This window comes from Pontibacillus salipaludis (assembly GCF_014642405.1).
Taxonomy (GTDB): domain Bacteria; phylum Bacillota; class Bacilli; order Bacillales; family BH030062; genus Pontibacillus; species Pontibacillus salipaludis.
In genome coordinates this window covers 69771-84935 of sequence record NZ_BMIN01000012.1, presented here as the reverse complement: position 1 = coordinate 84935, position 15165 = coordinate 69771, and the positions used below count along the sequence as shown (strand labels likewise).

Genomic DNA, 15165 nt, shown 5'->3' with positions numbered 1-15165 from the left:
GCAAATAAGCCGCATTAATGGAGGAATTTGTATGTCACAAGAAATCGAAATCGAATTTAAGAATTTGCTTACAGAAGAGGAATATGAAGCACTTGTTCATGCTTTAGCCTTTTCCACTGAAGATCGCTTTACCCAAACGAACTATTATTTTGAAACTGATCAGTTTGATCTTAGAGAAAAACTTGCTGCCCTTCGCATTCGTAAAAAAGGCGATACCTGGACGGCAACTTTAAAGGAACCACATGTTGACGGTCTTCTTGAAACGCACGATACGCTGACTGAAGAGGAAGCTTATAAGTGGATGAATGAGCAGCCGACAACCGCTCCTAATATAGAGAAGCAATTAGCATCACTTGGTATCCCATTCAGCAACTTAAGCTTCAAGGGAGCATTAACGACTGAACGTATGGAGAAAGAGTACAACGATACGCTAGTCGTCCTTGACCGGAGTCATTTCAATAATGTTACGGACTACGAATTAGAGCTTGAGGCAAAAGAAGCTGGCCACGGTAAAGCTACATTTGAACAACTGTTACAACAGCACGACATCCCATCACGAGAGACTCCTAACAAAATTCAACGTTTTTTCCAATCTCTACTATAAACAGATTTGTTGATTGTTTAAACATCCCGTTGCTACAATAAAATCAAACAAATAGGCGGTCCCCCTTATTTAAGGGGGACGGATCGCCTACGTTATGAAAGTGGCGAATGATGCCGCTAAAATAAAAGTAAATGAGGCATTCTTATGAATGATAATCCTGGTACGCTTTATGAAGCAATTGGTGGCCCTTCTGCAATTAGTAAGCTTGTAGAAGCCTTTTACAGTAGAGTTGCCAAACATCCAGATTTACAACCCATTTTTCCTGATGACTTCACAGAAACAATCCGCAAACAGGAACAATTTTTATCCCAGTTTCTCGGTGGACCTGCATACTATACGGAAGAACACGGGCACCCTATGTTAAGAGCCCGCCACCTACCTTTTGAAATTACACCAACAAGAAAAGATGCGTGGTTGTATTGTATGGATGGTGCGCTAGAAGAAGCTGAGATCGAAGAACCTTATAGAAGTGTTATCTTTGAACGCTTATCACACACAGCAAATCATATGATGAACACACCAGAAACAAGGAAAGGAGAATCGACGTGAGTTTTAAGGCAACTGGGGAACGCAACAACACGAACCAAACACCACAATCCCAGTATGGTTTTGTCGACCTTTTAAAGAAGCCAGTTGAGATCTATGTTTTCATTGATCCACTATGCCCTCAATGCTGGTCTTTAGAGCCATTTCTGAAAAAACTTACGCTTGAATATGGGAGATACTTTACCATTCGACCTATTATTAGTGGTAAGCTAACTTCTCTTAATGCAGAAGCCTTTCAAAAACCTGAAGACCTAGCAAAAGTTTGGGAAAAGGTCGCTTCTAGAACTGGGATGAGCTGCGACGGTGATTTATGGTTCGAAAACCCTGTCTCCTCTCCTTGGATGGCCGCTTTATCTATCAAAGCCGCAGAGCTCCAAGGCAAGAAAGCAGGCATGCGTTTCTTACGCAAAATACAAGAGAACTTGTTCTTAAATAAACAAAACATTTCAAACGAAGACGTGCTGCTTCGTTGCGCTGAGGAAAGCAACCTTGACGTTGAAGAATTTAAGCAGGACCTTCACTCTGACTCTGCCAAGCGCGCTCTTCAATGTGATCTTAAACTAACGCGCGAGATGGAAGTGGAGGAGATTCCGGCCATTGTCCTCTTCAACCAGGAAGAAGAAGAAGAAGGCATTAAAATCACAGGCCTATACCCTTACAACGTGTACGTGAATGTACTCCAAGAAATGATGCAAAAGGAACCTCCTGCCGCTGTAAAACCAGCTCTTGAAGATTTCTTACAGCTTTATCGTTTCGTAGGTACACACGAAATATCCGTTGTCTTCGACTGGAGCGAGTCGAAAACCGAGTGCGAAATGAAGAAGCTCCAACTCAAACAAAAAGTTGAAAAACATCCCGTGAAATACGGTACGTTTTGGCGCTACGTAAAATAAATAAAAAACCTTCTTTCTATTGATAGAAAGAAGGTTTTTTTATGTACTTGATGCGTCTCAAAATCTATTTATATTAAAATCTTTAACTAAAAGATAAATTATCACAATAAACCCACGGTTTTCCTTCCCCTCAAAAAAATAAGCCAGGCGGGGTAGGCCTGGCTTGATCTATGTCTTTATCTTTAAGACAAAGGGGGATGGGAGAAAGTTTCACGGTCAAACAAAGGGGTTATTGTCTGAATGTGATCCTTTTCACATATAAATATATCAAGTATTTCTCTCGATATCAATATTTTTTTATCACCTTCACAAAAACGTCACATCTATCACCTATTGTTTGGAAAGTATGGGACATTCCTTACATAGACTAGAATAATACGTAACTGGAGGTGCACTCGTGAACTTATTCCCTTTATTTTGGATCGTCGTTACTCTACTTGCTTTTGGGTTCAATTTATTAGGCCTCATGCGCCTCGTTCCTATACTTATATCTATGCCTTTGTTGTTTATAGCGATCTACTTCACCATCTTCAGCTTTACCCACCGACGTTCTTTTAGAGGGTTTAAATAATTTTTAGGGATTAACTATTACCGTTAACTGGGATTGAGTGTAAGGTGGGCCGGGAAACAACTCGCTTTCCTGTGGGGAGCTGGTGAGCCTCCTCAGCCGGCAAAGCCGGCTTCCGGGGTCTCTCCTAGGCTCTTCTGCCCACGGGAGTCTCGCAGTTTCCCGGCCCACCTTTGCCATATATAGAGAAACGGAATCATGTTACGTTAGAGGGCTTTCGGTGTTCCCTAAGTTGGTCCTTTCCCCTATTTACGACAGGGATGGCTGGAGGACTGCGAGACTCCCGCGGGAAAAGGAGCCCATCCAGTTCCGGCGTGGAGGCTTCCCAGCTCTCCCGCAGGAAAGCGAGTGGTCCTCCAGCCAGCCCAAGCGCCTTTCACAGCATCGGACCCTCCCCTATCTAATATATTTTGGAGCAAGCTATCTTTATTAAGAGGGCTTCCCTGGACCAATAGCAATTATATAAAAACAAAAGGCGACTCCTTTGGGGAGTCGCCTTTGTTTGTTATTTTTGCTTGATTAGTTTTTCGAACTCGTCAAGTTTTTCTTCGAAAACATCTAGCGCTGCTTCGATTGGTTCTTTTGAAGTCATGTCTACGCCGGCTTGTTTTAGGACTTCGATTGGGAAGTCGCTGCTTCCGGCTTTTAGGAAGCCTTTGAAACGCTCAACAGCTGGTTCGCCTTCTTTTTGGATTTGAGAGGCTAGGGCTGTGGCTGCTGAGTAGCCTGTGGCATATTGATACACGTAGTAGTTGTAGTAGAAGTGAGGGATACGGGCCCATTCTAACCCGATTTCATCGTCTACGACTACGTTCTTGCCGAAGTACTTTTCATTTAAATCATGATACAGTTCTGTTAAACGATCAGCCGTTAGGGCCTCACCGTTCTGTGCACGTTCATGAATGTCATGTTCAAACTCAGCAAATTGCGTTTGTCTGAAGACTGTACCACGGAATCCTTCTAGGAAGTGATTCAGTAAGTATAGCTTACGCTTCTCGTCATTTGTGTTTTGGAGTAAATAATCATTTAACAACGCTTCATTCGCTGTTGAAGCCACTTCAGCGACGAAAATGGAATAGTTTCCATATCGGTACGGCTGAGTACTTGTTGTATAGTAACTATGCATAGAGTGGCCTAACTCGTGAGCAAGAGTAAATAGGTTATTTAAATTATTTTGCCAGTTCATGAGGATGTATGGATTTGTTCCATAAGTGCCGGAAGAATAAGCACCACTTCGCTTCCCTTTGTTTTCATCCACATCGATCCAACGATTCTTGTAGCCTTCTTGAATGATAGTGGTATACTCTTCACCGAGAGGAGCTAATCCTTTTAACACCGTTTCTTGCGCTTCTTCATATGGGATATCCATATCAACATCCTGGACAAGATCAGCATAAAGGTCATACATATGAACATCTTCAAGATCTAATACTTCTTTACGAAGCTCCACATAGCGGTGCAATGCTGGTAAACGATCGTTAACAGCTTCCACCAAGTTATCATACACCTTCTCAGGGATATTGTTGGAATCTAATGCAGCCTGACGTGCAGAGTCGTAGTTACGAACTTTAGCATTGAAATTATGCTTCTTAACTACACCACTTAACGTTGAGGAGAATGTATTCTTAAAATTGCCATACGTATCGTACATGGCTTCAAAAGCCTGCTTACGCACAGAACGATCTTTAGACTTTAAGAAACGAAGATAGCGACCTTGTGTAAGATCTACTTCATTTCCTTCCTCGTCCGTAAGAGTTGGGAATGTAAGGTCAGCATTGTTAAGCATCCCAAATGTTTGTTGAGGGTTAGACATAACCTCAGATGCTTGAGCAAGCAACTCTTCTTCTTTCTCAGAGAGTGTGTGCGGACGAGAACGCGTAATTTCATTTAACGCGTGCTCATACAGCTTTAGTTCTTCTTTTTCATTAAGGAATTTCTCTACAGTGCCCTCTTCCATTGCAAGGATCTCAGGGTCAATATAACTCATCGCACTGCCTACTTGTGTGAGCAGACTCTCTGCACGGGTATTCATATCTTGATAATGAGAGTTCGTCGTGTCTTGATCATAACGCATGTGCGCATATGTAAATAATTTTCCTACACGATTAGCCACTTCATCCTGCAGCTTTAGTAAGTTATATAATGTGTCCGCAGACTCATGTAATTTTCCTTTATATTCTTTAATTTGTGGTGTTAATTGTTTAACCGCCTCAAATTCTTCATTCCACACTTCATCTGTTGAGAAGATATCTTCGAGTTTCCAGGTCCGTTCTTCTGGTATTTCATCTCTTTTTGGTAGTTCTTTAGCCAATGGTATTCCTCCTTCAATTATTGGTCTATCATATATTTCTTTTTCGTGTCTCGAAAAACCTTTAAATATTCAGAAAAATTATTGTTTTTCCTACTACCATTATACCCGAAACCTTTTTGATCATGCCAAGATGTTGCGTAGAGTATCCACATCCACAGTATATGGATTGCCCGAAGCTAAGAGAATGTTTCCGTTTATTTTAGTCTAGTGTAAGGAGGTCCTGGAAACCACTCGCTTTCCTGTGGGGAGCTGGTGAGCCTCCTCAGCCGGCACGCCGGCCTCCGGGGCCTCACCTAGGCTCTTCTGCCCACGGGAGTCTCGCAGTTTCTAGGACCTCCTTTTCCATATTGGGACGAACGGAAACTGACGCATGTAGTTTTAACGATACAATACGCTTAAACAATGGAAGGGCTGTGAATAAAAAAGAGAAGGACAAAATAAGTTTTGGTTTCATCCTTCTAATGTCCTTGAACTGTTGATAATCCTTTTATAGTAGTGATCGATTTAAGAGTTCTTTTAAAACCCACTCGTCTTGTTGCATGGCTTCGTGTGCGTTCTTGGGAGTTGGAAGGTTCATTAGCTTCATATACTGTCCATTCTTTAGTTTTTTCAAGTATCCTATTTCGCATAATACGCCTAGATAGTGTTGGATTGGGTTGGGTTTTGTTCGTAGTAAGGGGGCTTTTAGATCTGGGGGTTGGTTGAAAGGGTAAACTGGTAATGAGAAAGGTTGTCCGATGGCTTGAGGCTCGATCTCATCAATTATTATCTTCGCTTGCCACTGATAGGTTGGGAGGTCATATAAGAAGGCATAAGGGACAGGTAAATGGATAAGAGAGGGTAATATGCTTGGGTGTAAGCGTCTGAGATAAAGCCATTGTCTCCAAGAAAAGTCCGTGCTGTTTTTTATCTTTCCTGGTATTTGTTTTCTGAACTTCTTCTTTTCTTTTAACCAGGCTTGATAAACATAGGAGGGTGGAACGGATTTATGAGGAGAAAGGATTGAAGATAGTGTACTCGAGGTTTTAGAGAAGAAAGAAAGCCTTCCAATCGTTTTTCGATTAGTTAATAATATTGGATGCGAGAAACGCGCAAACTGATTGGTAGAAGAGCAATAAAATAAAAGCAGTGGCTGTGGAATGTTTTTAAACTGCTGGAAGAAGTTTTTTTCAAAAGAGGTTAACGAAAGCATATTAGTGTGTATACGTTTGAGGCGGTTTCCACCTAAGATCCAAAGAGGTATAATTCCTTCCGATTTATAACCCTCCGTTCGGAATTTGATCATTTCCGGGGAAATACGACAACATTGATACTCAATTGCGACACGTTTCTTCCCAATCGTTAACAAAAGATCAGGCCGCTGTTGTATAGAGGGGAGATAAGACTCGAGCTCTACATGATAACCCTGCAAGCGAAGCCACTCATACAATTGCCACTTCCCCGCTTCATGATAAGCCCCCTCTCCTATATCATGAACATTACATTCCGAGCGAGGTTTGTGTGCATAATGGGGTATCATTTTAGAACCAGCCTTCAGAATAACTTCTTCAGAACAAGCTGGGCAATAAAACGGCTGGCGCCTTAATTCATGAATCTCCTCCCTTGTATATTTTGCTAATACATGTGCTACACCACTTTTCGTAATGGCACTTAACATAAATCACCTCCAGGTTATTCTATTCTTCATTTATTCTCAGAATCCTTCTAAAAAGCTGGATACTCCAAAAGAGAGGGTGTTTCAGTTAGCTTTAATTGAGTGTAAGGTGTTTCGGGAAATCACTCGGTTCCCGCGCCCCCACACGACGTGAATCGTTCGGCGTTAGACTCGAAGCTGAGAGAATGTTTTCGTTAACTTCAATTGAACATAAGGTGGGCCTGGAAACCACTCGCTTCCCAGCTCCCCGCAGGAAAGCGAGTTGTCCCCGAGCAAGCCCAAGCACTCATAATCGTAACGGCCCTTTCCATACTAAAATATCTCAGCTCCAAGTCTTCCATAACTAGTACAAAGAAACCCTGATCCTCAATGAGAATCAGGGTTATAACGGTTATAGGAGTGGCGACAGGAGTCTTGCTGTGGATTCCATAAAGCGTTTGGCTAAGGCTCGCTTACGGAAATCCTCTAGGATAATTTGATTGGATGATTGAATATCTAGCTCGTAATCATCCACTAAGGTCTTTGTACTCTTGGTGCGATATAAGAACGCATTTACCTCAAAATTCAAATGGAAACTTCTCATATCCATGTTTGATGTACCAATTGAGGCAAGCTCCTGGTCAATTATCATAATTTTACTGTGCATGAAGCCTTTATGGTACTCGTATATATTCACCCCAGCTTCAAGTAGTTCAGGGAAATAGGAACGGGAAGCGTGGAAGACAATCCGCTTATCCGGTCGGCTTGGCATTAGAATCTTTACATCTATACCACTTAATGCGGCAGCTTTTAGTGCTGTGAGAATATCTTCATCCGGTATAAAGTAAGGTGAAGCGATCCAGATGGAATGCTTAGCCGAGACGATCATCGAAAAGAATACGTGCTTAATCACTTCCCACTCATTATCTGGTCCACTGGCGAGCATTTGCACGCCACCTAAATTATCACGCTCCACCAGTTGCGGTGATAAGTACTCATTCGTAAGAAGCGCTTCATCCGTCATGTAGTACCAATCTTGCAGGAAGATCAACTGCAAACTTCGTACTGATTCCCCTTGAACGAATAAGTGGGTATCGCGCCAAAAGCCATAGTATTCATGACGGCCTAAATATTCATCACCAATATTCAAACCACCTACAAAAGCGGTGTTGCCATCTACCACAATAATCTTACGATGATTACGGAAATTAATCTTATTGTTTAAAAACGGTAATTTAACAGGAAGAAACGGCTTCATTTCAACCCCCGCTTCTTTTAACTCCTCTTTATACTGACTCGAAAGTTTCCAGCTCCCTACAGCATCGTATAAGAACCGGACTTTCACGCCACTTCGAGCCTTATCCATAAGAATCTGTTTGATTTCATTCCCAATGTGATCATGCCTGACAATGTAATACTCGATGTGTATATGGTGAGTAGCCTTCTTTAATTCTTTAAGAATCTCTCCAAAGGTTTCATCTCCATTTGTTAATACTTTCGTTTCCGTTCTAAATGTAATCGGTGAATGTCCCAATCTTTGGGCAAGACGAACCAACAGTTTCTGGTGATCCCCCATCTGCTCAACCTGATAAGGCATAATGTCACTTTCGCCTTCAATCTTGCGAAAGGCTTCCTCATCCAAAGCTCCCTTTTTACGAAACATCTTCTTCTTTCGATAATTTTGCCCAAATAGGATGTAAAAGAAAAACCCGACAATGGGCAGGGCTGCTAAGACGAGCAGCCAGGTTAGAGTCTGTGTGGGATGACGATTTTCAAAGAAAATAAGTAAACCAATAAAGATAGCTGAAATCGTAAAAAGGATAGAAACGGCTCCAATAAGCCACCCTTGCCACAATTCTTTCGTTACATAGAATACTCCAATTAATATCCCCATAAATACGAGAACCTGAATCCGTTTGAACATAAGCTTCGATTCCTTTCTCCAACTGAAATCCCTTTTGCCCTTTATATACGTAGGTTCTTCTTCTCTTGTTTCAATTATATGTACATAAAATGAAGGTCTTCCTTTTATTTTTTACGAAAGAGCAAACCTTCATCCAAAAGAATGCTGTATAACGTATAAAAGAGCGGCTCCTTATAAAAGGTGCCGCTCATGGTTTACTTTGCAGGAAAGTAACTACTAATATGCTCTAGTGCATTTTCACTGAAGATCGTTTTACCGTATTCTTCTAAGCGATGAACGGTAAGTGGCGATTCATGGCCAAACTCTAGTAGTTGACTCAAAATATTCTCTTGAGATTCGTCACTTAACTGTCCATCCGCAAATTGAACGTATAGATAATAAGATCCATCAAAATGATACAATTGATCTTCTACATATTGTTCATTTAAGAAGTAATGACTTAACTGGATGACATCTTCAAAGTCACGGAAGCCAATGACAAATGATAAATTGTCGGATTCCACTGCTTCGTCTTCTCCATCCTGGTCCCCTTCTTGGTTAGCGTTTACTTCTTGATCAAGAAGTGATTCAAGCTTCTCGTCGACAGGCATATCTAATGTCTTACCGTCCTCAGTTGGCAATTCAAGTTTGTGACCATCTTTTGATACTTGAGCTTTCGTTACAACAATCTCCAGCCCTTTATCCATGGCCTGTACTTGAATCCACAACGGACCGTCTATATTAAAGTCTGCTTCATCGTTTACTTCGTCCATCATTTGCCAGAAGAGCTGTTCACTTCTATCTCTATTGTACCAAATCTCTTCGCGGTCAAAACCTCGATCTTCAATATCAATGTAGGAAACATAGAACTTAACTGTGTTTTCATTAATGCGTTCGATTTCCATGGAACTCGCTCCCTTCTGTTGATTAGTTAAAGGTGGAAGGGAAAACTTCACCCTTTCAATATTGCTATTACTTTACCTTACCCTCATATGACTATTCTCAACCATTTGATGTGCTCTTGCTACGTTTAATACCATTTTATGATACTACCCTGCTAATTGAAAACAGAATTGCTCATAAAATTAAAAACAAACGAATGACCTAGACGAGATCCTTATTCATGAACTCCCATGGTTGTACATATAAGTACTAGTAGAGGGTTAGTTAATTTAACATTGTAGCTTATTTGGCCATCTTTGTCACTAGAAGCGGGAGGTTTTTTTGTGGATTTTGAGATCATTCAATCTATTCTTATTATCGTTGGAATTGATTTGGTTCTGGGTGGCGATAACGCCATTGTCATTGCCCTTGCCAGCCGAAATTTACCAACTAGCCAGCGCAACAAAGCAATCTTACTTGGTACAGGCCTTGCTGTAGGGTTAAGGGTTATCATGACAGGAATAGCAGTCTTCCTGCTTCAAATTCCATTCCTACAATTTGTCGGTGGTGTCCTACTCGTTTATATCGCTATGACCCTAGTCACGGACCAGGAAGATGGCCCTGAAATTCAAGCTCATACAAGTCTCATGGCAGCTGTCAAAACCATTGTATTCGCTGATCTCGTCATGGGATTTGATAATGTATTGGCAATTGCCGGAGCTGCCAGAGGAGAAGTCTACCTAGTTGTATTTGGCTTACTAATTTCGGTACCCATTATTATATGGGGAAGTAAATTGATTCTCGCCCTAATGGAAAAATTCCCTTTCCTTATATACATAGGGGCAGCTGTACTGGCCTATACAGCAGCTGAAATGATATTAGGTGAAGCGACTTTACAGTACTTCTACAGCGGCTTACCAATCCTTCATTGGATCATACCTCCCCTTACCATTGGGATTGTTATGGCTACCGGGGTTTGGTACAACCTCTTAAAAGAACGTTCTTCATAAAAAAATAAACCTGCATTCCCTATTTATGAGGACTGCAGGTTTTTGTTTAATTAACTAAGCGCTGAGCTTCTTGTAATTGAAATGTACGTACTTTTCTAGGAAGGAAACGGCGGATTTCATCTTCATTGTATCCAACTTGGAGACGTTTCTCATCTACAATAATAGGTCTTCTAAGTAATCCGGGATGATCTGCAATCATGTCAAACAGCTCTTTCATTGGAAGCTGATCTAGATCTACATTCATTTTTTGGAAAACCTTAGAGCGAGTTGAGATAATTTCATCCGTGCCATCTTCAGTCATTCGTAAAACTTCTTTAATCTCATCAATTGTCAAAGGCTCTGAGAAAATGTTACGTTCTTGAAACGGGATTTCATGCTCCTCTAACCATGCTTTCGCTTTACGACATGATGTACAGCTTGGAGAAGTATAAAGTGTTACCATACAAGCTTCACTCCTCAATAGATTTATTACGAAAAAAGTACTTTTAATCGTTTATTAAATTAAAATTAGTTTAAATAAGTATCTAGGCTAAGTATACTATAGATGTTTTAAATTGGATAGATGCTATATAGAAATGTTTTTTAAATTCCACAAAACTTATACAATGTCCTCTTCTATAGGAGATATTCCACCTCTTTAATAGTATTAAACGTTTTAGAAGCAGAAAAGTTTCAAAAATATTAAAGTTCGTGGATATTTTTTAATTAGACTGCATTTCAAGTATAGCGATTTGGGTTTTATATAGGAGCGCATAATAAAAGAATCCATCTTACTCATATAAAAATAAAGCAAGCAGATTCAATCATTCTCTGCTTGCTTCATTTTTAAAGTTAAGCGTTTTCAGGCTTTTTCAAAGCATTAAGAATGTTGTCCATATCTCGGTCTTCATCGAGCGTTAGTACCTCGTCTACATGCTGATAAGACTTACCATACAATTCTTTATCTTTATACGTGTGGATTTTTTGGTACATTTCTCTCATTTTTTCGTAAATGGAAGCTTCGGATTCGTGCTCAGGGGACCAGAAGAGGATTTCCATTTCGTTTAACTCATTTGTCGCTAGGGAACGACGAGCATAACCGATGGATTTTGCGTGTTCGAATCCTTCTTTTTGATAAAAGCGGAGGCGTTTTTCGGTGTCAGTGTCTTCATAATCGACCGGTTCAACCTCAAGGATGATCGGTTTACCTTTGTCTTTCAGTTTCTGAATTAATTTATGCCCAATTCCTTTCCCGCGCGTTTTTGCGGAAACCCAGACATAATCAATAAAGATGAAAGAATTGAACTCTGCATACATGAGGACATGTTCATCACTCTCGTCCTTTTTGTACACTTCGCCTTGTTCTTTCAAAAGTCTTTCCATGTGCTCTCTTGACTTCATTTCTTCGATAGGAAAATACTTATTAAGCTTTTCATACCAATTCATTGATCTACTCCTTATTTTGTAGTCTTCTTTATTATAACGAATATTCTCCAATTTGTTAAATTTATCTTGGTCATGCCCCACGAAATTTGAGTACCCTTTGCTTGTTATTATGAAACATGATGTTTGAAACATGCGCATAAAGGGTGTAGATATTTTGGCCTAAGTGAATCAAAAGACAAAAACAAACTCGACTTGATTAGGGTAGGTACTATTTGGACACCCAACAGGATTCGACTCTAAAAAGGTAAAAGATTCGCTTTATTTTATCAGAATTTTGTGCTAGTATAATGCTCAAATGATTTAATTTTCTAACAATTAAGTGAACAAGGTTAATTGGTACGATGTTCGTCTGCTTATCGAATGTCGCTTTTCTTTGTTTTAATCCTTTTTCACTTTAATGCACTAAGTTAAAAACCGCAAAAAAGCCCATCTCCTCAAAAGATGAGCTCCCACATTATTGTGTTTGAAGTTGTTGTTGGTAGGCTTCAAATTCTTTCTTAGTACAAGAGACCCAGTGGCCCGGACTTACTTCACGCCATTCTGGTTCCTCCCCGTCCATCTCTCTAAGATGCTCTTGTAAATCGTACGTAACACGCTTCCGGTTACGTTCATAATCTGGATCAGGGTGAGGAATTGCAGACATGAGTGATTTCGTGTAAGGATGGAATGCATTTCGGTATAAATCGTCACTGCTAGCTACTTCCACTAGCTTACCGAAATACATAACTCCAATTCGGTCACTGATGTATTTAACCATCGATAAGTCGTGTGCGATAAATAAATACGTTAAATTCTTTTCCTCTTGAAGTTCTTTCAACAAGTTTACAACCTGCGCTTGAATGGAAACGTCTAGTGCAGAAATTGGCTCATCCGCGATGATAAAGTCAGGGTCTACTGCAAGGGCCCTGGCAATTCCGATACGCTGACGCTGTCCTCCAGAGAACTCGTGCGGATAACGGTTTGCGTGTTCACGGTTTAGACCCACCGTTTCAAGAAGTTCTACAACACGCTCTTTACGCTCTTTCTTATCCTTTGATAGTCCATGGATATCAATTCCTTCTGCAATGATATCAGATACAGTCATACGCGGGTTTAGCGATGCGTAAGGGTCCTGGAAAATCATCTGCATTTTACGGTTGAACTTCTTCAAGTCAGCTTTCGATTTCTTACCATGAACGTTCTCACCATCGAAAAGAACTTCACCATCTGTAGCATCATAAAGGCGAATAATCGTTCTACCAGTCGTAGACTTACCACAACCGGACTCGCCAACAAGTCCAAATGTTTCACCACGATAAATTTGGAAATTTAGTCCATCAACAGCTTTGACCTTATGACTTCCTCTACCGAAGTGTTGTTTTAGATTTTTAATGTCTACTAATACTTCTTGGTTATTGGCCATTAACGTTCACCAGCCTTTTCCTTAAAATGCTCAATACGCTTTCTAACCACGGCAGGTGGCTCAACTTTAGGTGCATCTTCGTGAAGAAGCCATGTTGCAGCATAGTGCGTATCACTTACTTTAAACATCGGGGGCTCCATTTCAAAGTCGACCTTCATTGCATAGCTGTTACGAGCAGCAAATGCATCTCCTTTAGGAGGGTTCGTCAAATCAGGTGGAGAACCAGGGATCGCTTGAAGCTCCCCTTCTTCAGCATCTAAGCTTGGCATAGAAGCAAGAAGTCCCCATGTATAAGGGTGTTGAGGATTGTAGAACACTTCATCAACAGAACCTGTTTCAACAATTTTTCCACCATACATTACAGCAACACGATCAGCTACGTTTGCTACAACACCAAGATCGTGTGTAATAAAGATAATTGACGTATTGGTCTTCTTTTGGATATCTTTCAATAATTCTAATATTTGAGCTTGAATTGTTACATCAAGAGCTGTTGTTGGTTCATCGGCAATCAATAATTTCGGATCAGATGCTAGAGCAACAGCAATCATAGCACGCTGTCTCATACCACCTGAGAATTCATGTGGGTATTGATCGACACGTTGTTCAGGCTTTGGAATTCCAACAAGATCAAGAAGCTCAATTGCACGTTTTTTTGCATCGGTTTTCGCAATTTTACGGTGCTTAATCATGCTCTCCATGATCTGACGCCCGATTTTCATCGTTGGGTTTAGAGAAGTCATTGGATCTTGGAAGATCATCGCAATATCTTTACCGCGAACTTTCTCCATTTGTTTGTCAGACTTTTTCACGAGATCTGTTCCTTCAAACAAGATTTCTCCACCCTTAATTTCTCCTGGTGGCATCGGTATAAGACGCATAATCGATTGAGTCGTTACACTTTTACCAGAACCCGACTCTCCTACGATAGCAAGTGTCTCACCTTTTTTCACATGAAAGTTCACTCCGCGAACCGCCTGCACTTCTCCTGCGAACGTATTAAATGAAACTTTCAAGTCGTTTACTTCTAGGATATTTTCCATTGATTATTTTTCACTCCTTCTACTTACGAAGTCGCGGATCTAGCGCATCACGCAAACCGTCTCCAATAACGTTAAATGCAAAAATAGTTAAACTGATAAACAAGGCTGGGAAGAATAAGCGCCATGGATAATATTGAAGCGCTGCTACACCATCACTCGCCATTGTTCCCCAACTTGCTAGTGGCTGAGGTACACCAAGACCAAGGTAGCTCAAGAACGCCTCTGTAAAGATTGCGTTTGGAACTGTTAGTGTCATGGTAATTAAGATTGGTCCCATTGTGTTCGGGATTAAGTGTTTCGCCATAATTCGGGATGTGTTTGCTCCAAGAGTCTGGGCTGCCATTACATATTCTTGACTCTTCAATTGGAGAACTTGTCCACGTACAATACGTGCCATGTTAATCCAACCTGTAATCGTCATAGCTGCAATCATCGTACCAAGACCTGGCTCAAATACAACCATCAGTAAGATAACCATTAGTAGGTAAGGGATTGCCCAAAGAATATCTGCAAAACGCATCATATACTCATCTGTACGTCCACCGATGTAACCACTAAGTCCACCCCAGATTACACCAATAGCTAAGTCAATCAATGCTGCTGCTATACCAATGAATAAGGAGATTTGTGCTCCGTTCCATATACGCGTGAACACATCACGTCCAAGTTCATCGGTTCCAAACCAGTGTTCACCAGACGGCGGCTGGTTGGCACTCATCAAATCATTCTCATAATAATTATATGGAGTTAAATGTGGTCCAACGAGTGACATAATAGCCAAAATAACCAGAAGCACAACGCCAGTCATCGCTAATTTATTTTTCTTAAATCGCATCCAAACGTCTTTCCAAAATGAAATACTTGGGCGCGATATCTTTTCAGAATCAGTAGTATTTCCACCAACTTGCTCAAAGAGTTCCTTTGGTATCTTTTGTTGTTGCATCG

The 15165-nt window shown here is 40.8% G+C and carries 14 protein-coding genes; 5 read left to right on the top strand and 9 right to left on the bottom strand.

From position 1 onward, the window contains the following. The first annotated feature begins 31 nt into the window (after positions 1–31). The 4 genes from IEW76_RS13560 to IEW76_RS21110 all read left to right on the top strand — a co-directional run bounded on the left by IEW76_RS13560 (position 32) and on the right by IEW76_RS21110 (position 2614). Positions 32–604, top strand: coding sequence for a CYTH domain-containing protein (locus IEW76_RS13560; RefSeq protein WP_188654679.1), 573 nt, complete (start codon positions 32–34; stop codon positions 602–604). Positions 605–748: 144 nt separating this feature from the next. Beyond that, complete coding sequence (locus IEW76_RS13555; protein WP_188654677.1) at positions 749–1153, top strand: globin domain-containing protein; 405 nt, start codon at positions 749–751, stop codon at positions 1151–1153. After that, complete coding sequence (locus IEW76_RS13550) at positions 1150–2043, top strand: ClpXP adapter SpxH family protein (protein ID WP_188654675.1); 894 nt, start codon at positions 1150–1152, stop codon at positions 2041–2043. The genes IEW76_RS13555 and IEW76_RS13550 overlap by 4 nt, the downstream gene beginning before the upstream one ends. Positions 2044–2440: 397 nt before the next feature. Further along, positions 2441–2614, top strand: a complete 174-nt coding sequence (locus IEW76_RS21110) for a hypothetical protein (RefSeq protein ID WP_505806662.1) — start codon at positions 2441–2443, stop codon at positions 2612–2614. Positions 2615–3116: 502 nt separating this feature from the next. Here IEW76_RS21110 and pepF read toward each other — a convergent pair. From pepF to mecA, 4 genes are all read right to left on the bottom strand, one after another. Continuing rightward, complete coding sequence (gene pepF, locus IEW76_RS13545) at positions 3117–4922, bottom strand: oligoendopeptidase F (RefSeq protein WP_373285993.1); 1806 nt, start codon at positions 4920–4922, stop codon at positions 3117–3119. Between the two features lie 487 nt (positions 4923–5409). Continuing rightward, the gene (locus tag IEW76_RS13540; RefSeq protein ID WP_188654673.1) at positions 5410–6579 is read right to left on the bottom strand and encodes a competence protein CoiA; all 1170 of its coding nucleotides are present in this window, start codon (positions 6577–6579) and stop codon (positions 5410–5412) included. A 388-nt stretch (positions 6580–6967) separates the two neighbouring features. Beyond that, positions 6968–8479 (bottom strand): cardiolipin synthase, encoded by a 1512-nt coding sequence (cls, locus tag IEW76_RS13535; protein WP_188654671.1) that lies wholly within the window; start codon positions 8477–8479, stop codon positions 6968–6970. Positions 8480–8673: 194 nt separating this feature from the next. Next, positions 8674–9363 carry an adaptor protein MecA gene (gene mecA, locus IEW76_RS13530; RefSeq protein ID WP_036784890.1) on the bottom strand — a complete coding sequence of 230 codons (690 nt, stop codon included), beginning with the start codon at positions 9361–9363 and terminating at the stop codon, positions 8674–8676. Between the two features lie 321 nt (positions 9364–9684). On the opposite strand from mecA, the gene IEW76_RS13525 reads away from it, so the two are divergent. Further along, positions 9685–10350: a TerC family protein gene (locus IEW76_RS13525; protein WP_188654669.1), complete on the top strand. Its 666-nt coding sequence runs from the start codon at positions 9685–9687 to the stop codon at positions 10348–10350. A 46-nt stretch (positions 10351–10396) separates the two neighbouring features. Here IEW76_RS13525 and spxA read toward each other — a convergent pair whose 3' ends face one another. From spxA to IEW76_RS13500, 5 genes are all read right to left on the bottom strand, one after another. After that, positions 10397–10792 (bottom strand): transcriptional regulator SpxA, encoded by a 396-nt coding sequence (gene spxA / locus IEW76_RS13520; protein ID WP_036784895.1) that lies wholly within the window; start codon positions 10790–10792, stop codon positions 10397–10399. Positions 10793–11181: 389 nt separating this feature from the next. Continuing rightward, positions 11182–11775, bottom strand: coding sequence for a GNAT family N-acetyltransferase (locus tag IEW76_RS13515; protein WP_188654667.1), 594 nt, complete (start codon positions 11773–11775; stop codon positions 11182–11184). Positions 11776–12229: 454 nt separating this feature from the next. Further along, positions 12230–13177 carry an ABC transporter ATP-binding protein gene (oppF, locus tag IEW76_RS13510; RefSeq protein ID WP_188654665.1) on the bottom strand — a complete coding sequence of 316 codons (948 nt, stop codon included), beginning with the start codon at positions 13175–13177 and terminating at the stop codon, positions 12230–12232. Then, the gene (locus tag IEW76_RS13505) at positions 13177–14220 is read right to left on the bottom strand and encodes an ABC transporter ATP-binding protein (RefSeq protein WP_188654664.1); all 1044 of its coding nucleotides are present in this window, start codon (positions 14218–14220) and stop codon (positions 13177–13179) included. The genes oppF and IEW76_RS13505 overlap by 1 nt, the downstream gene beginning before the upstream one ends. 19 nt (positions 14221–14239) lie before the next feature. After that, positions 14240–15163, bottom strand: coding sequence for an ABC transporter permease (locus tag IEW76_RS13500; protein WP_036784904.1), 924 nt, complete (start codon positions 15161–15163; stop codon positions 14240–14242). Between the last annotated feature and the right edge of the window lie 2 nt (positions 15164–15165).